General features: G+C 32.6%; 26 protein-coding genes and 1 other annotated feature (1 of these 27 running past the window's edge). Of the genes, 1 reads left to right on the top strand and 25 read right to left on the bottom strand.

The features are described from left to right. Positions 1-113: 113 nt before the first annotated feature. From argF to HZR23_RS05790, 3 genes are all read right to left on the bottom strand, one after another. Positions 114-1,106: an ornithine carbamoyltransferase gene (argF, locus tag HZR23_RS05800; RefSeq protein ID WP_132848441.1), complete on the bottom strand. Its 993-nt coding sequence runs from the start codon at positions 1,104-1,106 to the stop codon at positions 114-116. 117 nt (positions 1,107-1,223) lie between these two features. Then, a complete protein-coding gene (locus tag HZR23_RS05795; RefSeq protein ID WP_132848442.1) occupies positions 1,224-1,490 on the bottom strand; it encodes a Veg family protein in 267 nt (88 codons plus the stop codon). Between the two features lie 165 nt (positions 1,491-1,655). Beyond that, positions 1,656-3,080, bottom strand: coding sequence for an N-acetylmuramoyl-L-alanine amidase (locus HZR23_RS05790; RefSeq protein ID WP_243098220.1), 1,425 nt, complete (start codon positions 3,078-3,080; stop codon positions 1,656-1,658). Between the two features lie 165 nt (positions 3,081-3,245). On the opposite strand from HZR23_RS05790, the gene HZR23_RS05785 reads away from it, so the two are divergent. Then, the gene (locus HZR23_RS05785) at positions 3,246-3,494 is read left to right on the top strand and encodes a thioredoxin family protein (RefSeq protein ID WP_132848443.1); all 249 of its coding nucleotides are present in this window, start codon (positions 3,246-3,248) and stop codon (positions 3,492-3,494) included. A gap of 55 nt (positions 3,495-3,549) precedes the next feature. Here the strand turns inward: HZR23_RS05785 and HZR23_RS05780 are convergent, their stop codons facing one another. The 22 genes from HZR23_RS05780 to HZR23_RS05675 all read right to left on the bottom strand — a co-directional run bounded on the left by HZR23_RS05780 (position 3,550) and on the right by HZR23_RS05675 (position 25,991). Continuing rightward, complete coding sequence (locus HZR23_RS05780) at positions 3,550-4,062, bottom strand: CBO0543 family protein (RefSeq protein WP_132848444.1); 513 nt, start codon at positions 4,060-4,062, stop codon at positions 3,550-3,552. A 28-nt stretch (positions 4,063-4,090) separates the two neighbouring features. Further along, on the bottom strand, positions 4,091-4,627 hold the full coding sequence (locus HZR23_RS05775) for a CBO0543 family protein (protein ID WP_132848445.1): 537 nt from the start codon (positions 4,625-4,627) through the stop codon (positions 4,091-4,093). A gap of 140 nt (positions 4,628-4,767) precedes the next feature. Further along, positions 4,768-6,261 (bottom strand): leucyl aminopeptidase, encoded by a 1,494-nt coding sequence (locus HZR23_RS05770; RefSeq protein ID WP_132848446.1) that lies wholly within the window; start codon positions 6,259-6,261, stop codon positions 4,768-4,770. 112 nt (positions 6,262-6,373) lie between these two features. Beyond that, entirely contained in the window at positions 6,374-6,727 is a 354-nt protein-coding gene (locus HZR23_RS05765; RefSeq protein ID WP_165913679.1) for an FMN-binding protein, read from the bottom strand. 120 nt (positions 6,728-6,847) lie between these two features. Continuing rightward, positions 6,848-7,498 carry a phosphate signaling complex protein PhoU gene (phoU, locus tag HZR23_RS05760; protein WP_132848448.1) on the bottom strand — a complete coding sequence of 217 codons (651 nt, stop codon included), beginning with the start codon at positions 7,496-7,498 and terminating at the stop codon, positions 6,848-6,850. 17 nt (positions 7,499-7,515) lie between these two features. Beyond that, complete coding sequence (gene pstB, locus HZR23_RS05755; protein WP_132848449.1) at positions 7,516-8,268, bottom strand: phosphate ABC transporter ATP-binding protein PstB; 753 nt, start codon at positions 8,266-8,268, stop codon at positions 7,516-7,518. Positions 8,269-8,288: 20 nt separating this feature from the next. Further along, positions 8,289-9,146, bottom strand: coding sequence for a phosphate ABC transporter permease PstA (pstA, locus tag HZR23_RS05750; protein ID WP_132848450.1), 858 nt, complete (start codon positions 9,144-9,146; stop codon positions 8,289-8,291). Then, positions 9,146-10,084, bottom strand: coding sequence for a phosphate ABC transporter permease subunit PstC (gene pstC, locus HZR23_RS05745; protein ID WP_132848451.1), 939 nt, complete (start codon positions 10,082-10,084; stop codon positions 9,146-9,148). Before pstC ends, pstA begins: the two co-directional genes overlap by 1 nt. A gap of 167 nt (positions 10,085-10,251) precedes the next feature. After that, positions 10,252-11,142 (bottom strand): phosphate ABC transporter substrate-binding protein, encoded by an 891-nt coding sequence (locus tag HZR23_RS05740; protein WP_132848452.1) that lies wholly within the window; start codon positions 11,140-11,142, stop codon positions 10,252-10,254. Between the two features lie 114 nt (positions 11,143-11,256). Further along, positions 11,257-13,695: a methyl-accepting chemotaxis protein gene (locus HZR23_RS05735; RefSeq protein WP_132848453.1), complete on the bottom strand. Its 2,439-nt coding sequence runs from the start codon at positions 13,693-13,695 to the stop codon at positions 11,257-11,259. A gap of 109 nt (positions 13,696-13,804) precedes the next feature. Beyond that, positions 13,805-14,953 carry an MGDG synthase family glycosyltransferase gene (locus HZR23_RS05730; RefSeq protein ID WP_132848454.1) on the bottom strand — a complete coding sequence of 383 codons (1,149 nt, stop codon included), beginning with the start codon at positions 14,951-14,953 and terminating at the stop codon, positions 13,805-13,807. 76 nt (positions 14,954-15,029) lie between these two features. Further along, positions 15,030-16,055: a spore photoproduct lyase gene (splB, locus tag HZR23_RS05725; RefSeq protein WP_132848455.1), complete on the bottom strand. Its 1,026-nt coding sequence runs from the start codon at positions 16,053-16,055 to the stop codon at positions 15,030-15,032. Positions 16,056-16,167: 112 nt separating this feature from the next. Further along, entirely contained in the window at positions 16,168-17,346 is a 1,179-nt protein-coding gene (locus HZR23_RS05720) for an acetyl-CoA C-acetyltransferase (protein ID WP_132848456.1), read from the bottom strand. A 93-nt stretch (positions 17,347-17,439) separates the two neighbouring features. Then, a complete protein-coding gene (locus HZR23_RS05715) occupies positions 17,440-18,153 on the bottom strand; it encodes a DUF421 domain-containing protein (protein WP_132848457.1) in 714 nt (237 codons plus the stop codon). Positions 18,154-18,267: 114 nt separating this feature from the next. Continuing rightward, complete coding sequence (locus HZR23_RS05710; protein WP_132848458.1) at positions 18,268-19,446, bottom strand: acetyl-CoA C-acetyltransferase; 1,179 nt, start codon at positions 19,444-19,446, stop codon at positions 18,268-18,270. A gap of 269 nt (positions 19,447-19,715) precedes the next feature. Next, positions 19,716-20,894, bottom strand: coding sequence for an AI-2E family transporter (locus HZR23_RS05705; protein WP_132848459.1), 1,179 nt, complete (start codon positions 20,892-20,894; stop codon positions 19,716-19,718). A gap of 105 nt (positions 20,895-20,999) precedes the next feature. After that, a complete protein-coding gene (locus HZR23_RS05700; RefSeq protein WP_132848460.1) occupies positions 21,000-21,446 on the bottom strand; it encodes a DMT family transporter in 447 nt (148 codons plus the stop codon). Positions 21,447-21,458: 12 nt separating this feature from the next. Further along, positions 21,459-21,881 carry a DMT family transporter gene (locus HZR23_RS05695; RefSeq protein ID WP_132848461.1) on the bottom strand — a complete coding sequence of 141 codons (423 nt, stop codon included), beginning with the start codon at positions 21,879-21,881 and terminating at the stop codon, positions 21,459-21,461. A gap of 145 nt (positions 21,882-22,026) precedes the next feature. Beyond that, positions 22,027-23,139 carry an aminopeptidase gene (locus HZR23_RS05690; RefSeq protein ID WP_132848462.1) on the bottom strand — a complete coding sequence of 371 codons (1,113 nt, stop codon included), beginning with the start codon at positions 23,137-23,139 and terminating at the stop codon, positions 22,027-22,029. Positions 23,140-23,242: 103 nt separating this feature from the next. Further along, positions 23,243-24,142 carry a homoserine kinase gene (thrB, locus tag HZR23_RS05685; protein ID WP_243098221.1) on the bottom strand — a complete coding sequence of 300 codons (900 nt, stop codon included), beginning with the start codon at positions 24,140-24,142 and terminating at the stop codon, positions 23,243-23,245. A gap of 42 nt (positions 24,143-24,184) precedes the next feature. Beyond that, the gene (locus HZR23_RS05680) at positions 24,185-25,477 is read right to left on the bottom strand and encodes a homoserine dehydrogenase (RefSeq protein WP_132848463.1); all 1,293 of its coding nucleotides are present in this window, start codon (positions 25,475-25,477) and stop codon (positions 24,185-24,187) included. 64 nt (positions 25,478-25,541) lie between these two features. Next, positions 25,542-25,991, bottom strand: coding sequence for an ACT domain-containing protein (locus HZR23_RS05675; RefSeq protein ID WP_132848464.1), 450 nt, complete (start codon positions 25,989-25,991; stop codon positions 25,542-25,544). A gap of 182 nt (positions 25,992-26,173) precedes the next feature. Further along, positions 26,174-26,232: a binding site (T-box leader), on the top strand (it continues 285 nt past the right edge of the window).

The following is a 26,232-nucleotide window of genomic DNA, read 5'->3' as shown; positions in this document are numbered from 1 at the left end:
ATAAAATATTTCTTGAAATTATAAAATTTCTATATAAATATATGCCTGTTTCATAAAAAAAGAAGTGAAAATTTAATTTCACTTCTTTCTTGTACAAAATTTTTATTTTATTTTTATAATGTAGCTACCATAACAGCCTTTATTGTATGCATTCTATTTTCTGCCTCATCAAATACAACAGAATGTTTACTTCTGAACACTTCATCAGTAACTTCCATTTCCTTTAGTCCAAACTTTTCATAAATTTCTTGTCCAACGGAAGTTTCTAAATCATGGAATGCCGGCAGGCAGTGCATAAAAATTACACCAGGGTTTTCAGTTGCCTTTATCATATCCAAATCGACCTGATATTTTCTTAAGAGCTTAATTCTTTCCTCAAACTGACTTTCCTCTCCCATAGAAACCCATACGTCCGTATAGATTACATCCGTATCCTTAACTCCTTCGTTTACGTCTTCAGTCAGGGTTATTTTAGCTCCAGTAACCTTTGCCTGCTCTTTCATTTCATTAACTAGTTCCTCTGAAGGGAATAAGGACTTGGGTGCTACGGCTCTAAAATCCATTCCCATTTTCGTAGCCCCTATTAGTAGAGAGTTACCCATATTATTTCTAGCATCACCTACATAAGTAAACTTCACCTTATTTAAAGGCTTATGTACATGCTCCATTATAGTTAACATATCTGCTAATATTTGAGTTGGATGATATAAATCTGTAAGCCCATTCCATACAGGTACTCCAGAGTGTTTAGCTAATGCTTCAACAGTTTCCTGCTTATATCCTCTAAACTCTATTCCGTCATAATATCTGCCTAAAACTTTTGCAGTATCCTCAATAGACTCCTTTTTTCCAATTTGTGAATCATTGGATCCTAAAAAAGTTACGTGAGCCCCTTCATCTAGTGCGGCAACTTCAAATGCACATCTAGTTCTAGTAGATGTTTTCTCAAATAATAGGACTATATTTTTACCCTCTAATAGTTTTTCCTTCAAGCCCATTCTTTTCTTTATTTTTAAGTCCTTTGATAATTCTAATAAATACATAATTTCTGCAGGAGAAAAATCCTTTAATGTTAGCAAGCTTCTTCCCTTTAAATTAACTGGCATTAATAAACCTCCTATTAACTACTTATATTTATGCAATAATATGTATAAATATTATACCAATAGTTTTTTTCAAAATCAACATTTAGATATAATAAAAACCGCCTTTGGCGGTTTTTATTAACTAACTTTTATACTTTTATTGTCATCGCTTACTGTTAATTGTACAGTTTCTGTCAATACATCTGAATAACTATAGGATACTCTTCGTATAGAATCGAACTCACCATCAATTTTAACTACGAAAATATTTGGATATGCGTTTTCTATAACTCCTTCACGAACCATAACCCTTTTACGGCCTTTGTTTGCTTTTAACGTCACCTTGTATCCTACGTAACCCTCGATACTTTTTCTGATATCGTTTAATGTGCTCTTGTCAGCCAAACAACCACCCACTTTCAATTCTTTCACAAGACAATCATAACATATTTCGAAATGGTTGTCAAATGTTTTAACATTATATTTTACACTGACAAAATACAACTTGTCAATTGTAATTTTAATTATACAAAAAAATATTTCCGACTCAATTCTACAGTTTTTTCAAACCTATAGATAGTAGCTCAACAACCCTTTTGCAATAGATTCAGCTAAATCCTTCTTAGTCATATCATCAGTTAACAATTTTAAGTCATTATCATTAGATAAGTAGCCTAATTCTATATGCAATGAACTTACCTTAACATCTCTTAACAAATAAAAATCTGCAGGCCTTACTCCTCTATTAATTAGACCTACTCTATTATTAATTTGTTCCATTATTTTCTGACCAAGTAGCATTGCTTCGATATCTCCACGATAATAATATATTTCAGCACCAGAAATACTCGGTTCACTATAATAGTTTTGATGAATAGTCAGAAAAAACTGAGGCTGAATTTTGTTAGCATAATAGGCTCTTTCACTTAAGGGAACATTTACATCCTCACTTCTTGTCATATAGACCTTAGCCCCTAAGCTTTCTAAACTTTCCTTGAGTAAGTTGCATATGTCTAAACAAATATCTTTTTCTCTATGTCCAGTACTACTTCTATAATCACTACAATTATCTCCGCCATGTCCTGGATCAATTACTATATCTTTACCTTTAAGAGGGCAATTTATGCTTACTTTTTCAATTTTTTCTATACTAACTCCAGTATAGTAGTATTTAATTATTTCATCGTATTTCTTGCCTCTACAGGCCATTTCGTTTGAGCCGTATAAACACAAACCTAGACCATCACCTTTTCCTCGTGTATAAAATCTAATTTTTTCAGGTCTCCAACTAAATCTTGTGGAGTTTAGTTCTAGCAGTTCCATTACTTCTTTTCCACTAAACTCTTTCCCAGCTATACTTAACTTCACTACTCTACCCTCTTCATCCCTCGTAATATTATCAAACATTTCTTCGATAGCCATGTTTTTAATAGGTAATGTTTTAATAAATCTGACACCAAGCTTTTTTTCTATCTCGTCTAATGTAATATCCTTATACTCCTTATAATATACTGCTTCTTTACAGTAATTACATAATACTTTTCGCAGATAATTAACTATATTCCCATCTACATTCTCACTATTTTCTGTAGACCCGCCACAAACAGGATGAAATCTAGCTTCGATTAATTTATCTTGCAAAAAAATCACTTGGGCTTCAGTCTCCTCTGTAACCCTATTTAATATTTCTAAATTATTAAAATAATCTTTTCCCCATACTTCATTATAGGATTCTAACGGCATAAGATTAGGATAATAGTCTGTAGATATATCTGCCCCAATACCTTTTCCTACACCTTTCCCCCCATATATTTTCATTTGTCTCATAATATTTGTTCGCATAATAACAGCTTGGCTTTTTAAACTTTCTATATGAAAAGTTAGTGGCATTGTTGCTGCTACTAACTCCTTTATTAACTCTTCTAGTTCCATTTGTTTAACTTCTTTATTTAATACATCATATACTTTAATATAAAGTTCTACTGAATTATTCAACCCCTCTACCCCCTACTCTTTTGAATAATACTGTTTTATGGAACACCTATCGTAATATATAATATGAACTTTTACAAACCATTGTGCATAATTTTATATCCCTATGCATATACATAATAATTTATATGGATATAATATAGATAAAAGTAAAAGAGGTGATTAAATATGAATATTAAAATATTTGAAGTTGTTTGTTGCAAGGGTGGAAAGCTTGAAAATATATTAATACGAGCCTTAGAAGAGCTACAAATAAAAGTAGATTTTGAGGTTATCAATGATATTCAATCTATACTTAACGAGGGTATCCTTTCCCCACCTACTCTTAAAATAAACAACAAAATCTATATATCAGGTAGATTACCTTCAGTAGAGCAAGTGAAAGAGGCTATTTTGAAAGCCAAAGAAGAGATTTAAAAAGAAATGCAATTCTAGAAATTTAAAATAATATAGGTATTGAGCAATTAACTATCTAATCTAGCTTTAAAACATTTACTTCATATAATTTCAAAGTAAATATCAACCCTACTAAAGACATAGTCCAAGCATAAGGCGGTTTAATCTGATGTAATGGAAGAATTATAAATATACCCATATTAAAAATAATAGTAGCGATTGTGTTCCAACCATATTGATGCTCAAAATATTTTAGTTTTAAACCGACATACTCTACAATAGTATAAGCAAATGTCCAAATAAGTATATATACCACTCTAAACAATAAGGTGTCAGGATAAAAAGCAAAATATACTAGCACCGTAGATGGGTATACGGTGAATGCCACTAATAGATTTATTAAGGAGTGATTCAAAGCTTTGCTATTATATTTCCAAAGTAACTTCTTTGAAAAAACAATATTATAAATTAAATCTCCAAGTATAAAGAATAAGATTGTGGCATAGTATTTTTCCCAATGCTGCCAAGCACCAAATATATAACAAAAAATAACTGAAACTATTGCAATTATAAAATGAAAATAGTCCATAAAACTCACCTCGTAGGAATATTATTGCTTACTCTTTCAATTCTTTATAGTAATTCTGTCTCACAACGCAATCCACAATCAAGTATATAACTATATATATTGGAAAGGAATACAATGATCTCCATCTAACTTCTTTATAAAAGTCTAACCAGACAAAAAGTTTTTCAAACCCTACACTCATAATTGAAAATATAAAAGATTTAGTATACTTACTTGCATTAGGTTTAACTTGCAAAAAAAACATTATTGAAACAGGAAATAAAGTATAATCCCAGGGCATATATGTAGGTATTAAAGGTATAACCTTCCATTTATAATACCAAAGTCCCAAGATAGTACCTATAAGATCTAGAAAATAAGTAATAATTATTGTAACAGTACCAGCAAATAGTAATCTAGTAGTACTTTCTTTTCTCCTATATTTTATCCATATAGCCCATGGTAGTATAGTTAATAGGACACCTATCCACCACTGCCAAGTAAATAGAATATTTTTTAACCAGTAATCGTACAAATTTTCATGTGCCTTAACAACTAGATCATACATTTCTTTAATATCATTCATAAAAATAAACCTCCATTTCTATGCCCACATATCTAATATAACTAATTCAGTACTTTGTTATACTCTCTCTATTACTTCTTAAACGACAAAACAGCCTTCTTAACGAAGACTGTTTGTTTTTTAAGCTATATAATTAAATTTTAGTTTTCTAAGTTTCTTGCTAGGTAATAAAGTGTTCTTACTGCCACTCCAGTTCCGCCCTTTGCGCTATAGCCTGCTTCTTTAGCAGACCAAGCAGTTCCAGCAATATCCATATGTACCCATGGTGTTTCTCCAGCAAATTCTCCGATAAATAATCCTGCAGTTATTGTACCTGCGTATCTACCACCAGTATTTTTTAAATCAGCAATGCTACTCTTTATTAATTCGCCATATTCAGGGTATGAAGGTAATTGCCAAACCATTTCATTAGCTTCATTGGCTGCCTTAACTAACTGTCCCATCCATTCTTCATTATTAGTAATTAAAGCTGTTGTAGTTGTTCCAAGGGCTACTAAACATGCTCCAGTTAAAGTTGCTAAATCAACAATCTTTGTAGCTCCTAATTTTTTAGCATAACCCATGCAATCAGCTAATACTAATCTTCCCTCAGCATCTGTATTAATAATCTCTACGGTTTTACCAGCCATGGAAGTCACTACATCCCCTGGCTTTATAGCTCTACCCGAAGGCATATTTTCACAAAGACCTAATACTGCAATAACATTAATCTTTGGCTTAAGCTTACCAATAGTGTGCATAGCACCAAGAACAGCCGCTGCTCCTGCCATATCCCCTTTCATTTCTTCCATTCCTGCACTCGGCTTTATAGATATTCCACCAGAATCAAAGGTTAACCCTTTTCCTACTAATGCCAATACCTCATCATCCTTCTTACCACCATTATATTTTAATACTACAAGTTTTGGTGGTTGCTCTGTACCTTGAGTTACTGCAACGAAGCATCCCATGCCCAATCTATCTAAGTCTTCTCTCTCTAAAATTTCAATTTCAAATCCATTATCCTTTGCAACTTTATTAGCTATATTCGCCATTTCGGTTGGTGTTAAATGGTTTGCCGGCTCATTCACTAAATCCCTTGCTAAAATAGTACCTTTAGCTAAGGCTTCGCCTACTAAAATACCCTCTTCTATTTTATTGTTATCTTCATTTGTAAGTATATATATTTCATTTACATATGCCTGTTTATTTTCATTGTTTGTTTTATATTTATTAAAACTATATAATCCAAGTAAAGAACCTTCACAAATACATTGGGATGATTTTTTAATCTCTAAGTTTGTTATACCATTTAATAAATCAAAGGCAACAGTTTTACACTTAGATTTATTTGCAGCCCTTATTGCTGTAGCAGCAACTTTTCGTACTGTGTCATCATTGAAATCCTTTGTTTTTCCTAATCCTACTAAAATTATTTTTTTTGCAGGTATTTTTCCTAAAGTATGTATAACAGTTAGCTCGCTATTTTTACCTTTAAATTCTTCATCTCTAATTAAACTTTGTATAGCATTACCAATTTTTTCATCTAGTATTTGTAAATCTTCTCTTACACTTTTAACATCTTCGTATATCCCTAACACCAGGGCATCAACAACAATGTTTCTTGAATTGTCTTTTTGACTTTTTATAATCATTCTTAAAAACACCTCCGAAAAATATTATACGATAATTTGGTTTATTTTACAAAATTATATATAAAAAAATAAAGAACCTATTTTATAAGGTTCCCATTTATTTTTACATTATTTATTTTTCAACATTTTCTAAAGCATTGTTAACCGCTTCTATTGTTCCACGACTTGATAAAGTCGCCCCAGATACTATATCAACTTCTGTAGATTGTGCTTCAATAATTCTTCCTGCTACTGTTTGAGCTGCACTATCTCCAAAACCAGGCGTATCGCTAATTTCAACTATTTCAATACTGTGGATTTTATCTTCTACTACTCCTACTCTAACCTTTATATCTCCATAATATCCTTTGCCAACTCCTTCATAAAACTCAGCCTGGGCCTCAGGATTTAGTGCTGAAGCACCAAACAGGATACCAATAGCTAATAAAGGCATTAAAATAATTGCTACAATTTGTTTTTTGTCCATATTCATTCCACCTCCAAGTATTTTCCCTGAAAATAGAATATCACAAAAACCCGTTTTTTAAAACGGGTTTTTTTATATTTTTTATCTAAGAAATTCCAATATATAGTTTGATTTGTTATATTAGTTAATTTCCTTTAACTCCCCAGTAACCATATAGATAATTCTTTCTCCAATATTTGTTGCATGATCAGCAATTCTCTCTAGATATCTACCTATAAATAGTAATCTAGTGGCCTGCTGTATAATAGACGGATCCTCAATCATCATTTCTATTAATTCAAAATAGATTCTTTCATATATTTCATCAACGGCGTCGTCATCTTGAGCCACTTCTAGAGCCATTTCTATATCCTCTTTCATAAATGCATCTAAGCATTTTATTACCATAGCCTCAGAAAGCTTAGCCATTCGAGGTATATCCACTAAAGGCTTTATTAGTTTATCTTCACATATTTTTAAAGTTTCTTTTGATATATTTACAGCATTATCGCCCATTCTTTCTAAGTCTGTTATTATTTTCATAATCGTCCCTATAACTCTTAAATCTCTGGCCATTGGTTGCTGAAGGGCTAATAGTCTCATACATTCCATCTCTATCTCTAACTCTAATTCATCTATTTTATCATCAAAAACAACTACTTCTTTGGCTAAATCTAGATCTAAAGTTGTTAGAGATTTTATTGTCATTTCAATAATTTCTTGAACCATAGCTCCCATTTTTATTAGCTTTACATTTAAATCCTTTAATTGATTGTTAAATTGACTTCTCATAGTATACCCCCTTAGTTTTATCCAAACCTTCCTGTAATATAATCCTCTGTTCTCTTATCTAAAGGTGTGGTAAATATTTTTTGAGTTTTACCAGACTCAATAAGATCACCCATTAGAAAGAACGCAGTTTCATCTGATATCCTTGCAGCCTGTTGCATAGAATGAGTTACAATAACTATAGTATAGTTTTTCTTAAGCTCAAAAATTAAATCTTCTATTTTAGCTGTAGCAATTGGATCAAGTGCAGATGTTGGCTCATCCATTAGAAGTACCTCTGGCTTCATAGCAAGTGCTCTAGCAATACAAAGTCTTTGCTGTTGTCCCCCCGAAAGACCTAAAGCCGATTTATTTAACCTATCTTTTACTTCATCCCAAAGAGCCGCTTCACGTAAGCTAGTCTCAACTATCTCATCCAATTGCTTCTTATTTTTTATACCATGTCTTTTTGGCCCATATGCAACATTTTCATATATTGATTTTGGAAATGGGTTTGGTTTTTGAAAAACCATACCTATTCTTCTTCTTAAAGCTACCGCATCAATATCAGACTCATATATATCTTCGTCCTCTAAGGCTATTTTTCCTTCTATTTTTACGCCATCAATTAAATCATTCATTCTATTTAAAGTCCTTAAAAAAGTTGACTTTCCACATCCTGAAGAACCGATTAATGCAGTTACTTTTTTATCTTCAATGTCTAAGGATATATTTTTAAGTGCCTGAAAATCACCGTAAAATAAATTTAAGTCTTTAACGGATATTTTATTCATCTTTTCCCTCCTAATTTAACTTAAGCCTTTTTAGAGATTTTAAACTTAATTCTAATTACTGTAGCTATAATAAAGAATATTGATACTATTCCAAGTAGCACTAATGCAGTACCATATTTTATTTCTTCTGGCATATTTGGAATCTGTGTGGATATTATATATAAATGGTATGGTAATGCCATAACCTGATCAAGCACTGATTTTGGAAGTCTCGGTAAGAAAAATGCAACAACCGTTAATAATATAGGTGCAGTTTCCCCAGCAGCTCTACCTATACCTAATATAGCACCTGTTAAAATACCAGGCATCGCATGTGGTAATACAACACTTCTAACAGTTTGCCACTTTGTAGCCCCTAATGCTAAGGATGCCTCCCTATAGCTTTGGGGTACACTTTTTAAGGCTTCCTCTGATGCTGTAATTATTACTGGTAGTATTAAGCAGGCTAGTGTTAAAGCCCCAGCTATAATGGACTGCCCAAACTGTAAAAATAATACGAATAGCCCTAAACCAAATAAACCATAGACTACAGATGGAACACCTGCTAGGTTTAAAATTGCTAATCTAACTATTTTTAAAACCTTACCTTTTTTTGCATACTCCGTAAGATATATTGCGGACCCAATTCCTAACGGAAGAGCCACTGCTAAAGTACCTGATACCAAGTATAAGGTACCTACTATGGCAGGGAAAATTCCTCCCTGTGTCATACCTCTTCTAGGCATAGCCGTAATAAACTCAATACTAATTGCGCCAATACCCTTATATATAATAAATCCTATTATTAGCACTGTTGGAATTATAACAAGTAACATTGCTAATCCTAAAATAGAAAATGCTAATTTCTGTTCTATATTCTTTTTATTTTGATTAACCATTATCTTGCCTCCCTCTTAGCTCTAGAAAGCACAAAATCGGCGATTAAGTTTATAACTGTAGTCATAGACAGCAACACAATACCAACTGCAAATAGTGCATGATAGTGAGTGCCACCTCTAACCGTATCACCCATTTCTGCAGCAATAGTTGCAGTCATTGTTCTTCCCGACACTAAAAATGAATTCGGAATTTGGGCTGCGTTACCCGTTACCATCATTACAGTCATCGTTTCGCCAATTGCTCTTCCTATTCCAAGCATAACAGCCGCAATAATACCTGAGGATGCAGCAGGTATTAAAACATATCTTATTGTTTCCCATTTAGTCGCACCCAGTGCTAAAGATGCCTCTTTATACTCTTCAGGTAAAGACCTTATTGCGTCATCGGATATACTAATAATAGTTGGCATAGCCATTAAAGAAACTAAAATTGAACCCGTAAGAACCGTAAATCCTGAAGTTAAAGAAAAGGAGATTCTTACCCAATTCGATAGTACTACAATCCCCAAAAAGCCTAGTACAACTGATGGTATTGCAGATAAAAACTCTATAATTACCTTTAATGCCGTCTTGGTTTTCGGTGGTGCCACTTCCGAAATGAAAATGGCACTACCTACACCTATGGGGACGGAAATAAGGATAGCTCCCAGTGTAACCATTAGTGATCCCGCTACAATTGGCAATATACCATATTGTGGATTTTTAGATACAGGAAACCAATACTTACCTAAAAAGAATTCCTTAGGACTTACGTCTAAAAATACACGTAGACCTGTTCTTAGTAAAAACATGAAAATTAACGCTATTATTAGTACAGAAGTGATTCCTAATACAAAAATTAAATTTTCTATTAAAAATTCCCCTACTCTATTTTTAATTCCCTTTTTTATATTCTTACTGTGTTCTACTCTTTCTACTTTTCCAACCGCTTCCTTCATAAAACACACCTCTCATCTATATAAATCCATTGAGCAATAGTTAACATAAAAATTTAAAGCTAAAAATTTGTCCTATCTCTTTTTATCTATCCCCATAGAAAAAAAGACATGGCGGATAGTTCTTCAACTACCCGCTATCATGTTGTAAAGCACTATATTAGAGTTAATTATTTTGCTGGAATAAATCCAATTTCTTGTACTATTTTTTGTCCTTCAGCACCCATTACAAAATCCATAAATGCTTTGATTGCTCCCTCTGGTTGTCCATTAGTGTATAAGAATAATGGTCTTGCTACTGGGTATTGTCCTGCTTGAATTGTCTCTAATGATGGTTTGTAAGCTGTTGACCCTTCATCTTTTTTAACTGGAACACCTACTATAGCTGGGTCATTTAAATATGCTAATCCAATATAACCGATACCATTTTTGTCTTGTTTGATTGCTTCAACAATAGCTTGTGTTGATGGCATTAAGTTTGAGTGTGTTGCGTACTCTTCATCTTTTAAAACGAATTCTTTAAAGAATGCATATGTTCCAGAGTTAGACTCTCTTGAGTAAAGTGTTATTGGTGCATCTTCTCCACCGAAATCTTTCCAGTTTGTTTTCTCACCTGTAAAGATCGCCTTAAGATCATCCATTGAAAGTTCTTGAACTGGATTATCTTTGCTAACTGCGATTGCAATACCATCTCTACCAGTTACAAACTCTACTGGTTCAATTCCATTTGCTTTTGCATCAGCAACTTCTTTTTCTTTAATTGATCTTGATGATAAAGCAATATCAATTGTTCCGTTAATCATAGCAGCGATTCCTGTTCCAGATCCACCACCAGTTACAGCAAGTTGAGCTTCTGGATATTTGTCCATGAATTCCTCAGCCCACATTTGCCCTAAGTTAACCATTGTATCTGAACCCCTAGCCTGAATTAGTTTGCTAAAATCAATGTCACTGTTTTGGTTATTGTTTGTTTGTTCGTTAGTTTGTTGCTTTCCTCCACATCCTACTAGAGCTAATGACGCTACCATTAATACTACAAGAATTAAAGCTATTTTTTTCATATTGATCCCCTTTCAGTTTTTGATTGCTTATTTTTAAACTTGTTTACAAACTAATTATATTGCTTAACTCCTATATGTTGGTTAAGCCACTGTTAATGAATTGTTAAGTTTATGTTAAGCGATAGTTTTATTTAATGGATTTTCACTGTCAAATAACATTTCTTCAACTACCTCTTCCTCATCACTGCTTTGAATAATCTTACTCTCTTCAATTACTCTACTCATTTCCCCAAGAGTAAAGTCTTCTTCCCCATCAGTATGTGCTTCAGTTCCCCCAATATTTACTTTAGAAATGTCTTCAATATCTGACCCGCTCTCATTTTCGACGCAATTAATGTATTGGTCATTTTGGCTGCTGTCCTTATCAATTAGACCTTCAGTTTCATCGATATTTATTTCAGTATCATTTTCAATGGCTGACCCACTTTCAGTTTCTTCATTATAATTATTATATTGCTCATTTTCACAACTATCTGTTAACAAACCTAATTTGCTATCACACTCCTCAGTATTCGAAACTTCTCCTAGTTTAAACTGGGATGCTATAGCACCCAATTCTACAGAGATTTGTTGAAGTTCATTAGCAATATCATTGATATTAGTCATCGTATGAGCCTGACTCGATGTGCCTTCTGCAATTTGCCTAGCCCCTAAAAGGGTATATTGTATCATATCCTCTATACTACTCATTTCCTTTGTAACATTATGAGTATCTTCTACTTGGATTCTAACGGATTCACTGGTTTTATTAATCATTTCAGATACTTTATCTATTGATGTTATTATATGCCTAAAGCTTTCCTTTACATTAGTAGAAGCCTTTCGTCCTTCTATAGAATTTTGTTGAGTAATCTTTATCTTTTCATTTACTTCATTAATCTTTCGAAGTATATTACTAACTGTTTTTGCAACTTCTTCAGCTGCCTCATTACTTTGCTGAGATAACTTTCTAACCTCTTCCGCCACAACAGCAAATCCTCTTCCATGTTCACCTGCTCTAGCGGCTTCAATTGTAGCGTTTAATGCCAATAGATTTGTACCTCTAGCAATAGTTCTAATATACTCGAGAAATTCATTAATTTTTTTTGAATCCTCTACAAGAGTTAAAACATCCTTTGCTGTATTTTCAATAGAATCATCTATTTGAAACATCATATTTAATGCAGTTTCCGTAGCAAGGAGTCCACTTTCTATGGAGTTATGGGCCCTTTGACTTTCACTTACTGCCATTTGACTTATATTTTCCACCATTTGTGCCTGAGAAATAACCTTTTCTATGGATTCATCAATCTTTTTCACAACTATTTTATTTTCCTCTGCAGTTGATAAAAATTGTTGTGCAGTAGCAGCTATTTCTTCCATCTGCTCCTCTCCTGATTTAGTAGTTGTAACCATATTTGTCTTTGCATCATGTAAAGAGGATGATGTTGAAACTAACTTCAGTAAAATATCTCTTTGGGAATCAATCATATAGTTTACTCTCTCAGATAAATAGCCAAATTCATCCTTAGATTCAGATTGAGAATATGTAGAATAGTCTCCCCTAGCTAAATTATCTAACACTAAAACTAATTCTTTTATATTTTTAGTAAACTGCTTATTAAATAACAACGCAGCCACTAATGATAACGCTACACACATCCCTATAATTAACAATGTGTTTTTACCAATACTATTGGCTACATATAGATACTCTTCTTCCGGCAACGTAAATGCAATAATCCAGTCTGTAGATGGAACTGCATAATAGAAATAACTCCAGTAAGAATTTCCTAACTTAAGCTGACCATACCCCTTAACTTCATCCTTTACATCATTTAATACTGTAGTTGTTACTTGATCTTCGGCTTTCTTTAATAAAATAGTTCCATCAGGGTGGCTAATTATTTCACCTACACTATTTAGCATAAAACCATAACCTGACTGGCCTATTTTAGTATTCTTTACTACCTTATCAAATTGACTAAAATCAAGAGTTATAGCTATAGCCCCTAAAACCTGCCCCGTTTGATGCATTATTGGGTACGCCATTGATAGGGTTGGAACACCGACATTAGTTTGACTTAATTTAGAGAAGTAAATATCACTAATTTGAAAGGATTTGTTTTGAATAGATTTTTGAATAAAAGATAAATCATTTACTCCTAAGCTATAGCCTGTTCTTCCTAAGCTATCAGCTACGGTTGATCCGTCCCTAGCAACTATAAATACACTTTCATAGTATCCCATAGAGTCTACGTAAATTTTTCTTAACATATTATTTGTCTCTTTTAAAAGATCTGGGTTATCTATCCTTCCGTTTTCGTTATAGTTCTCTAGCATAGATGTAAACGAAGTATTGGATGAAAGGTTTTTTAATAAAAACTCCGTATCCTTTAATGTTGTCCTAGTATTGGATACAATTCCATCAAGCAAAATATTAAACTTTTCGATTTCACCATTTTCCAGTGCGTTAAAGGTACTTCTATACGCAAAAGTACCTAAAAATACAGTTGGTATTAACGTAATTAAAATAAACACAATCATTAATTTTGTTCCAATTTTTAGCCTCAAGATATACCGCCCCCTAATTATGTAAATGAATATACACAATTACTATATTTGACCAAAATTATCCCAATATTAATGGAATGTTAAGTTTTTGTTAAATAAAAGAACATCCTTAGATGACGGATGTTCTTTTATAGGTTTTCGTATCATTTAATATGGTTTTAGCTATAATTTCATTTGAATTAATAATGTTAATATCATTTAATTTAGATTTGATTTCTTTATATACAGTGTTATTTTCAAACAGAAGCTCTTGTACTTTGTCTCTTACCTCTCTTATATCATTTATAAGAATGCCTAAGCCTGCCTTAGTTAGATAATCTGCATTTTCTAGTTCTTGCCCTGGAATAGGATCTACAATTAGCATTGGTAGTTTTTTTGTTATTGCTTCAGTTACAGTTACTCCACCAGACTTAGAAATAAGCAAATCCGAACAATGCATAAGCTCATGTATATTATCAACAAACCCTAAGACTCTTATTTTATGTCTATATTTATCTAATTTATTTTCTAGTTTCTCCTTTAAAGCCTTATTTGTTCCTGTGACAACTATTATTTGTAGAGACTCTTTTATAAGGTTAATATTATCTAATACCTCTTCAATAGCTCCAACACCCAATCCTCCACCCATTACTAGTAAAGTAGGTAGCTTTTTCTCTATATCTAATTTACTAATTATTTGGTCTATATTGCACTCATCATAAAATTTTTTATGAATTGGAATCCCAGAAACAATAATTTTTTCTTCAAATATACCTTTATTAATTAACTCTTTTCTTAACTCTTTGGAAGCTACAAAGTATTTATTAATATAGGGGTTTAACCAAATATTATGGGCAGAATAGTCTGTAATTATCGCCGCTGTATAAATATTTATTTTTCCTATCTTTTTTAAATATCCTACAATTGTTAGAATAAATGGATTAGTAAAAATGATTGCATCAGGTTTAAAATCCTCTATTATATTCAGAATTTTCTTCTTATAGCGATGGGCAAATAGATCTTTAACTTTCCCATCCTTACTCATTTTTGATGTAATAGAATAAATATAATGATACCAGCTAGGGAAAGTATCAATTATTTTAAAGTATGCATTTAAAATAAGCTGATCAAATAAGCTTTCGATTACTTTAACAAAGTCTACAACTTTTATATCTAGATTTTTATTCTCTTTAAGCAAGCTTTCTTTGGTAGCTAAAGCAACTTTATTGTGTCCGTGACCTACTGAAGCAGTCATTATAATTATTTTTTTATTTGACATAGCTACACCTCAACATCTTTACTTTATTTTAATTTTAAAATACAATTATTAAATCAATTTTAAGTGAAGGTTATAATTAGGTAAAATATTGAATATGTGAATTGACAAAGTGTTTTTTAATTAGTTTCTCAATATATTCTTTAATTTCATTAGCTTCTTCTTTTTTATAAATATATTTAGTCTTTCCATATTTACCCCATTTCTTGGCTCTATTTTCAGGATTCATTTCTAATTTTGTATTAGGAAATCTTTGTTCAATAACATTTTTTGCACTCATAGTGAATCTATGTTGAATTAATTCGAATGTTATCAGTCCATTTCTTTTATGGGGTATACTTTCATATAATTGTTCAAATAAGTTTTTATACTCCTCTTTCCAGTTATCATGCATCATTATCGGCGCAATAATAAAGCCTAAGGGATAACCTGCTCTAGAAATGTCATCTGCCGCTTTAAACCGCTCCTCTAACGGGGCAACATTATGCTCAAAATTACTATTAATATAATTTGTATTAATGCTAAATCTAAATCTTGTATGTCCCTTGTGATTTGCCTTTAATATATTATCTACATTTGAGTATTTAGTTACTACTCTAAGGCGGCCTTTTTGTAGGGAACCAAAATGCTCTATTGTATCCTTTAAAGTACCAGTTATATGCTCCACAGCCAATGGATCCCCTGTACTAGCAGCCTCAAACATTGTGGCATTAGGAAGTCTTTTTTCAATATAGTTTTCTATAGTATCAAACATGTCATCTAAATTTACATATATGCGTACATATGGTTTCTGTCCCTGTGTTGAAAACAAGTAACAGTATTCACAGCTTCCAGGACAGTTTGTCATTAGAGAAAATTGATAGTGGGCCGAGGGTTTACATACTTCTAACTTTAGACTTCTTTTAGTTCCAACTATCAAAGTTTTTTTAGCTGCTGCATATTTTGCCTTTTCATCCTTACCTGGTAAATCTCTCACTTGGTTATGGGATGTAGTTTGAAGGATAGGAATGCTATTTTCTTTACAGAATTGTAATACCCTTTTTCCCACTTCCGAATCCCTTGCTGTTGGTTCAAAATATACTCTATCTGGTATCCATAATTTCATTAAAATCTTCTCCTTCCTACTTTATTTTCTGTCCATTTAAACAAAACAATTCAGAGAACTATTGGCAAAAAAGTAATAAAGCCTACACATTGGTAGACTTTAACTACAATCCTTATAATCTTTCAACTAATACTGAAACTCCCATACCACCGCCGATACATAGAGTTGCTAATCCTTTTTTAGCATTTCTATGCTCCATTGCGTATAATAAAGTTACTAATATTCTTGCACCACTTGCTCCAACTGGATGTCCTAGAGCTATTGCACCACCATGAACATTTACTATATCCATATTGAAGTTTAAACCCTTTGCCACAGCTAAAGCCTGTGCTGCAAAAGCCTCGTTAGCTTCAATTAAATCTAAGTCTTCAACTTTCCACCCTGACTTTTTGAATACCTTTTCAGTTGCAGGTACTGGCCCATATCCCATAACCGAAGGATCTACTCCGCCAGAGGCATATGCAACTATTTTAGCCAGTGGCTTAATGCCAAGCTCTTTTGCTTTTTCAGCACTCATTAGAACAACCGCAGCAGCCCCATCGTTAATACCAGATGCATTACCTGGAGTAACAGTACCTTCCTTTTTAAATACAGGCTTTAATTTTAATAAAGATTCTAGAGTCACTCCGTGTTTAATGTATTCATCTTTATCTACTACCATATCTCCTTTTCTAGTTTTAACTGTAACAGGTATGATTTCCTTATCAAAAAGTCCATTTTTTTGTGCATACTCAGCCTTATTTTGACTTCCCTGTGCAAATTTATCCTGTTCCTCTTTAGAAATATTATATTTTTCAACAAGGTTTTCTGCAGTAACTCCCATATGATAGTCATAAAAAGCACAGGTTAATGCGTCTTTAAGTAAAGTATCATATACTTGCCCATGACCCATTTTAGCCCCCCATCTCATATCATCAATAACATACGGAGCTGTCGACATACTTTCTGTACCCCCAGCCACAACAATATCATTATCTCCTGCAAGGATGGCTTGAGCCCCTAAGGAAACGGTTCTTAATCCAGATCCACAAAGCTTATTTATAGTCGTGGAAGGTGTTTCAAAAGGGATTCCTGCCTTAGCAGCTGCCTGTCTTGCCACATTTTGTTTTTTTCCAGCCTGAATTATACAGCCCATGAATACCTCTTCAACATCCTCAGGCTTAATATTTGCTCTCTCGATAGCTGCCTTTATAGCAACGGATCCTAATTCTGCTGCACTTACATCCTTAAATACTCCACCAAAGCTACCTATAGGCGTTCTTGCTGCACTAACTATTACTACTTCTCTCACACCAATTCACCTCTTATTTTCATTATTGCACATTCCGGTGCTTATTAAATTGTCTGCTTTTTATTATTAAAATATGTATTTCGCTTCAACCTATTAGTGCCCTATGGTTCTAATATTTTGGTTCTGATTATATGTTGATACAACTAATCCTTTCTCCTTTGTATAAGAAGCAATAAATATATCCTTTATATTGTTATAGCCATTACTCCTAAGCGTTTCTTTAGCCCATTCTTCTGTTAGATTATTTAATTTAATAGAGTTTTTATCTACCTTACCCTCTAACACAATTACAATTGGTAAATCCTCTGATTTACCTGGTATATTCATATGCGATGGCTTCAATGGAACTTCCTCTGGTTTTTTTAAAACCGTTATCTTACCATTAGATTCAATTATGCCAAATTGTACTATAGAAAAATCAAATACATCCTTCTCCCTAAGCATCATTAATACTTCGTCTATACTGTATTTTATTCTTCTCATGTTATTTACTAAAAAAATCCCATCTTGAATTATTAAAGTAGGCTCAAAGGATGCCAACCTACCAAACCAACGCTTCTTAATTATTAGGGTACTCATTATAAATTGAAATATTGCAAGTACTGCGACAGCAAAAGCAGTTGGCATATGATTAATGTTAGGATCTGCAATATCTGCACCTACCACAGAGCCAAGAATAATTATGATTAGAAAATCAAAAACCGGTAACTCTCCTATGGACCTTTTTCCCATTATATATATAGTTAAAATTAATAGTAAAGGCAATATAGTAAATATTCTGAGCAAAATAGTTAAATAGTCATTCATATTAAAACCTCGTTTGCTTTTTAAAAATAGTATTACCTAAATTAATAGCAAAAAACAAAAAGTCCTATACATTTTAAAATGTATAGGCACTTTTTATATAGTTAATATAGTTAATTATAATCTTTCAACTAATAAAGATGTTCCCATTCCGCCACCGATGCAAAGAGTAGCTAAACCTTTTTTAGCATCTCTTTCTTCCATAGCATGAAGTAATGTTACTAGAATTCTAGCTCCACTTGCTCCGATTGGATGTCCAATTGCAATAGCTCCACCCTTAACGTTTACTTTGGTCGCATCTAGATTTAATCCTTTAACTACTGCTAATGATTGAGCAGCAAATGCTTCGTTAGACTCGATTAACTCTAAATCTTCTACAGTCCAACCAGCTCTAGCTAAAGCTTTTTGAGTCGCAGGGATTGGTCCAATACCCATGATAGATGGATCTACCCCAGCATTAGCAAAAGCAACAATTTTAGCTATTGGTTTAAGTCCTAATTCCTTTGCTTTATCAGCACTCATAACAACGATTGCTGCAGCTCCATCATTAATACCAGAAGCATTACCAGCAGTTACTGTACCATCTTTTTTGAATGCAGGTTTTTGTTTTTGTAATCCTTCTAAAGTAGTACCATATTTAATGTATTCATCCTTATCAACTACTATTTCACCTTTTCTAGTTTGAATAGTAACAGGTACGATTTCTTTATCGAATAATCCAGCTCTTTGAGCTGCTTCTGCTTTATTTTGACTTCCTAAAGCAAATTGATCTTGCTCTTCTCTTGTAATTCCATATTTTTCAGCTACATTTTCAGCAGTGATACCCATATGGTAGTTGTGGAATGCATCAGTTAATCCATCCATAATCATTGAATCAATTACCTTTTCATGACCCATTCTCATTCCCCATCTTGCTTTAGGTAAAAGATATGGAGAGTTACTCATACTTTCTGTTCCACCAGCAACAACTATATCGTTATCCCCAGCAATAATAGTTTGAGCAGCCATACCAACTGTTCTTAGACCTGATCCACAAAGAATGTTAACTGATGTAGCAGGTACTTCAACAGGAATTCCTGCACCGATAGAAGCTTGTCTAGCTACACCTTGGCCTAAACCAGCTTGAAGAATACATCCCATATATACTTCATCTACTTGTTCTCCTGTAATTCCAGCTCTTATAAGAGCTTCTTTAATAGCTATAGCCCCTAGCTCTCCTGCTGAAACTCCTGCTAAAGCTCCATTAAAACTTCCAACAGGTGTTCTAACAGCACTAACAATAACTACTTCTCTCATATTATTCATCCACCTTTCAATTTTTTATATACTTTAAATATTAAGTTTAAGTTCGATATTTAAAAACATAATCTCTCCATTATTTTATATGCAAGTTATGTGCCACTTATTTTCCTCTATCCTTAAGTGACAAATACTATTAAATAACTGGCTTATAAACTATAATAACGGAAATTTAGTTTTACGTCAAACTAATCCATCATTACAATTACTTTGCAATGATGTGTATAAAAAATTTACAGTGTAAATATATTGGACAAACCTTTCCTTTAGGTTAACTCCCTTTTTGTTCTATTCTTTTTCTTATCTAACTGCTTGTCAATTATTCTAATAGTTAATAACCTTATTATTGCAAACATAGGTACTCCTAAAAACATACCCAGTACTCCAGCGATTCCACCACCAACAACTATTGAAAAAATAATCCAAAATGGACTTAATCCCACACTATCCCCTAATATCTTTGGTCCTAAAAACAAACCATCGAATTGCTGCAGTGCTAAAATAAATAGCATTACCCATAGGGCCTTTACTGGACTGTCGAAGAAAGTTACTAATACAGCTGGCACTCCTCCGATAAATGGTCCAAAGTATGGAATCATATTAGTTATACCAACCATAACTGCCAGTAGTAAAGCATACCTTATATTCATTAAGCTTAATCCAACTAAACACATACACCCTATAATAAATGAATCTATAGACTTTCCAACAATAAATTTTCCAAATAGTTCATCTGCTTCTCTACCAAAATCCTTAATCTTTTTTACGTTTTCGTCCAACATCACTACACTTAATAATTTTTCAACGCCCTCTTTAAAAGATTCCTTATCCATCAACATATAAAATGCTATTATCAATGCCAATATAAAATTCAGAATTCCAGATGTAATAGACATTATACTTATTACAACATTATTTAAGACATAATCTAATATCTCACTGGTTTTATTAAATATTTCTCTAATATTTCTTTCTACATGTTGGCTAAAGTTGTATATACTCTCAGCTTGAAGTTCATTAATCCACTGGGTAATTAAGTTACTTGTATAATTAAAATATTCTGGGACGCGCCTAGAGATGTCTCTAATGTTTTGCGCAATTTGAGGTGCTACTTTTAAAGATATAATTGTTATAAATCCGATAAAAATAAAGTAAATTGTTAGAATACTAATTACTCTAATTAATTTGTTTCTATTTTTAAAACTTTCAATTCTTGAATATACTCTTTTTTCAAACCATCTAACTCCTGGATTTAAGAGATAAGCAACAAAACCACCAATAATAAACGGTCTCAGTAATGAACGTATAAATCTAAAATATTCCCCACCTTTATTTAACAGATGGCCAGCATTATCTAGTACTTGATAAATAATTATGGACAAAGCAATTGTAAGTGCTGCATACAAAGAATATTTTAAATATTGTTTATCCCATGTAATCTTCATATGAACCATCCCTTTATTTATATATTTTCACGGCTAAATGCTTCTTTTACTTTCTTTAACTTATTATATATGATATATGTCCTTAAGACTATAATAATAAATATGTCATCTATTTCCTGTTTTATCTATATAAAAGTTATATAATAACCCACCTAAAACTAAAAGAAAACCAAATAGTTTACCTCCAGACAAGCTCCTACCATTTAAAATATCCATCACTAATCCCATTGAAAATTGTCCTATAAATACTAGTAGTGATGTGTATATGATCGGCATCTGTGGAATTATGACATTGCTTCCTACTACTATAATAATTGCAGCAACTCCACCAAATAAAGCCCATGTTGGTATTTCTAAAAGTACATTTGCCTGGATTCCTAGCCCATTATATAGAAACAAAAGTATTACACCGGTTATTACTGTTGCTAAGGAATTATTTATAAGGGCAGCTGTATAAATTCCATGTCTTCTCCCAACCTGCGCATTTAAGGCAGATGAAACCGTTACCATAGCCCCAGCTAAAACTGCCATCATTCCGTACAATATAATCATGGTTTCAACTCCTTAAAAAAACATCATTACAACGATTCCGATAATAATCAAAAACAATCCTACAACCTTCTTTTTATTGAAGCTTACCTTTTCCATGTTAAGAAGACCACAATTATCAATAACTATAGAAGCTGTTACTTGTCCTAAAAGTGTAAGGGCTACTGTCATTGATACTCCTAAAGCTTGAAAGCTTAAATTATTTAAAATAATAATTACTGCTCCAAGTGCCCCTCCTATATAAAAGTATTTAGACAAATTAATATCCTTATTTTTATTTTGCTTAACAAATATTAATAAAAATAGAATGCCTACAGCACCAATGCCATGAGTAAAAAATGAACTAAAATATACGTTAGTAAATTCTCCTAATGTCCCATTCATTTGAATCATTATTGCTATTAATGCCCCAATTAATAATGCTGCTAGTTTTATCACTGAATATCCCCTCTTACTCTATTATCTCCACCCTATTATATTAACATATTTTTCCTATCTTATCTATTATTGTTAACATTTATAAAGCATTCAAAACAACTTAAAATAAATAAAGTAGTGAGCCTATTAAACCCACTACCTTTACTTAAAGCACACTATCTATAAACCTACCATCTTTATAAAACAGTTGTCCATCAGCATATATTTCTCCTGACTCTCTCATATCACATAACATATCCCAATGTATTGCTGAACGGTTTTTGCCTCTAGCCTCTAACATAGAATCACCTATGGCCATATGTATAGTACCACCTATTTTTTCATCAAAAAGCATATTTCTAGTAAATTTTTTTATTCCATAATTTGTTCCAATGGCTACCTCCCCAAAGAATCTCGCTCCCTCATCCGTATCTAAAAGTGCTTGAAGTAAATCCTCTCCTTTAGAAGCAGTAGCCTTCACAACTTTTCCATTTTGAACCTCTAAATATATATTTTCAATTTCTTTACCTGCATAAATTCCAGGAAATGAAAAAGTAATGTGGCCGTTAACTCCATCCTCTACTGGGGATGTAAATATTTCACCATCAGGAAAATTTTCTTTTCCACAGCAATTTATCCACTTTCTTCCTGAAATATTAACCTTTATATCTGTATCCTTAGAGCGGATATGTAGCTCATGTTTTGTATCTAAATATTTAATCCATCTTTCCTGCTCTTCTTCTATACGCTTCCACTCTGAAATTGGATCTTCCTTATCCAATAATCCAGCCCCATATACAAAGTCCTCATATTCCGCGAGGCTCATACCTGCCTCTTGAGCATCTCCATGGGTTGGAAATTGAGTGCCACACCATCTAATCTCACCTGTCCCAATTTTCCTTGAGAATTCCTCTCTAGTTTCTTTATTCCCTCGGGCAAGTTGCTGAATCTTTTTAGAGTCTATATTCGTATTTGATCTAGTATTCTTTGTACCCCAGGCTGTTAAATAAACATCTGCATTATTTACTACTTGCTTTAACCTTTTACTCGGAGAACTAATTTGTTCTTCATCCCCATACTTATATAGACACTCTGTTACTTCCGGAATTTTTACAATCGTCTCAACTATTGCGCCTTTTTTAATAGCCTCTTTTGCAACTTCAACAATATAGGGTATAGCTATATCCTCCGCTTGTATATACACTTTATCACCTTTTTTAACTTCTGCGGAGTATTCAACTAGTAGCTTTGCTAACCTATTTAATCTAATATCTGCCATAAATATCACCTCTTGAAATATACTCATATATTATTATTATATATTATAATACATATATTCTATATATTTCTAATATATTATAATACATATATTCTATATATTTCTATAATTCTACAATAGCTCCTTTATTATCTACGGTTAATTTTAACATTTCCCAATTTTTATCAACAGTTTGTAGTACTTCTGCAAACAATTTTTCCTTTTCTTGATTGTCACTCCAATCAAGTGCAATAATTGTTGGTCCTGCTCCGCTTAAAAATATACTTTTTAAATTTTCATTATGTGCTTCTATAAATATTTTTTCTAAAGATTCCATTAGTTTTAACCTATAGGGTTGGTGTAATCGGTCGCTAATAGCTTCACTTATTTTACTATAATCACCAGACATAAATGCAGCTACTAACAAGGCTGCATTTCCTGTATTAAATACTGCATCTTCAAAAACTACTTCATTTGGCAAGGCCTCCCTTGAGGTTTTAGTGCTTAAACCCTCTTTAGGTATTCCAACTAAAAATTTTAAATTTTCATTTAAAGTTGATTTTATATAGCTTACCCTTTCATTTCTACTAGTAGAAACAACAAACCCACCAAATAAAGCTGGTGCTACATTATCAGGGTGCCCTTCAATCTCCACAGCCATTTTTAAAATCTGGTCTTTGGAATATGGATTTCCTACTAGTTCATTAGCAGCTAATAGTCCTCCAACAATACAGGCTGCACTACTGCCTAAGCCTCTAGAGAACGGAATGTTGTTAACTTGCCTTATATAAATACCTTTAGGTGTATATCCTATCTCTTTAAAAATTCTGTTCATACTTTTATAAACTAAATTTTCCTTATTAACTTCTAGATCATTTTCAATGATACCATCTACCTCTACTTTTATACCCTCTTCTATTTCCTTTACTTCAATAGTATTATACAGAGAAAGAGCAATTCCTAAACAATCAAAGCCCGGACCAATATTAGCAGTTGTTGCTGGTACTGTTACTTTAATAAACACCTTATCGAACCTCCTCGGTCTTCCTACTTTGCTAATAATGAATTATTTTTTTCCATTTTCTAGACGAATAATATTTGCCACTTCAATTACATCTGGCATCCTTCTTATTTCTTCCATTGCCTTTTGAACATTACCTTCCGTAGTGTAATGAGTAACAAACACTAAGGCTACTGGACGAACATTTTCACCTTTTTGAATTACTGAAGATAAACTTACTCCATTTTTACCAAAACAAGAAGCAATTTTACCTAAAACTCCTGGTTGATCGTCAACCATTAACCGCACATAGTACTCACAGGTTACATCATCCATATGTTTAACTTTTTTATTTGGCATATTACTATTAAATTGCGTCAGACTATATGGATTATATCTATTTTTTAAAATAGATACTATATCCCCAACTACTGCACTTCCTGTAGGTAAATCTCCTGCCCCACGTCCATAAAACATTAGCTCCCCTACAGCATTCCCCTTTAAGAATACTGCATTAAAAGAATCATTTACTGAAGCCAATGGATGATATTTAGAGATAAAGGTTGGATGAACTCTTAGCTCTAGCTCCCCTTCTTTTTCCTTTGCAATTGCCAATAGCTTAATTATATATCCCATTTGTTCTGCATACTCAATATCAATTTTATCAATTCTAGAAATACCTTCTCTATATACTTCATCAAAGATCACTGGAGTATTAAATGCCAGAGATGCTAAAATAGTTAATTTATGAGCCGCATCATATCCTTCTATATCAGCTGTAGGGTCCGCCTCTGCATAACCTAAATCCTGAGCTTCCTTTAAAACATCTTTGAACGAAGCCTTTTCCTTAGTCATTTTAGTTAAAATAAAGTTTGTTGTTCCATTTACAATTCCGATAATTTCCTGAATTTTATTTCCAGTTAAGCTTTCCTTTATTGAGTGGATAATTGGAATACCGCCGCACACACTTGCTTCATAAAAGAACTTCACATCCTCTTGTTCAGCAGCTTCAATTATTTCTTTACCGAAGTTTGCTATAAGGGCCTTATTGGCAGTAACTATATGTTTTTTACGTTTTATAGCTTCTAAAATGTATTCCTTTGCCTGATCTATGCCTCCCATTAACTCTACTACCATTTCTATTTCCTCGTCGTTTACTATATCATCAAAATTTGATGTAAGAACATCTTCAGGAATATCAATATTTCTTTTTTTAGTAGTATCCTGTACTAGGATTTTAGAAATCTCTATTTCATAGCCACAATGCTTTACAATCTCTTCCCTATTATCATTAATAATTTGCCATGTACCAGTTCCAACTGTACCAAAACCTAACAATGCTACTTTTACCTTCTTCATCTAAATGCTCCTCCTAATTATACAAATTTAAAATATATAAAAATCAATATATTTGGAAAAGTTATTACTCTTTCCCTAATATATTGACCTCTTTAACACCTTGAAGCTTTTTAATTGAATTAATTAATTCTTCAATATTCATATTCATATTCTTTGTTTCTAAAGAAATCGTTACATTTGCTATTCCATGGGCAGGAATGTTTTGATTTATAGTTAGTATACTCCCTCCAGCCTTTGCAATTTGGTTTAGGACTTCGGATAGTATTCCGGAAGCATGCTCTAATATTAATGCGAATGTAATAATTTTGCCTTGACTTAGTTCATAAAAAGGAAAAATGTAATCCTTATATTTATAGTATGCCCCTCTACTAATACCCACCTGCTCAACCGCATCGTGTATAGTTGTAACCTCTCCCCTTTTAAGTAATTCCTTTACTTCCATGGTTTTTATAAATATATCTGGTAACGCCTTTGCATTTACAATGTAATATGTATTTCCATCCTTATTTATCATTAGGCCTCATCCTTTTTCATATCATAGACATTTGTTTATGCCACATGAACAGTTTAGCATAAGTTTTCTACTCTTACAATATGTTTTTTAAAAATTTTATTTGTTAATTTCTGAAAAGTGTGAATTTTTAAAAAAGTATATTTACATCTTCTTTTTTATATTGTATACTAAATTAAATTATATATAAGTCGATGATTAGAAGTAGTACTTTTATAAATTTGTTTTAGCGAGCCGGCGTCTG

The organism is Serpentinicella alkaliphila (genome assembly GCF_018141405.1).
Classification (GTDB): Bacteria; Bacillota; Clostridia; order Peptostreptococcales; family Natronincolaceae; genus Serpentinicella; species Serpentinicella alkaliphila.
Note: the sequence above shows the minus strand (reverse complement) of the source record. Positions and strands in the feature narration are given on the sequence as shown.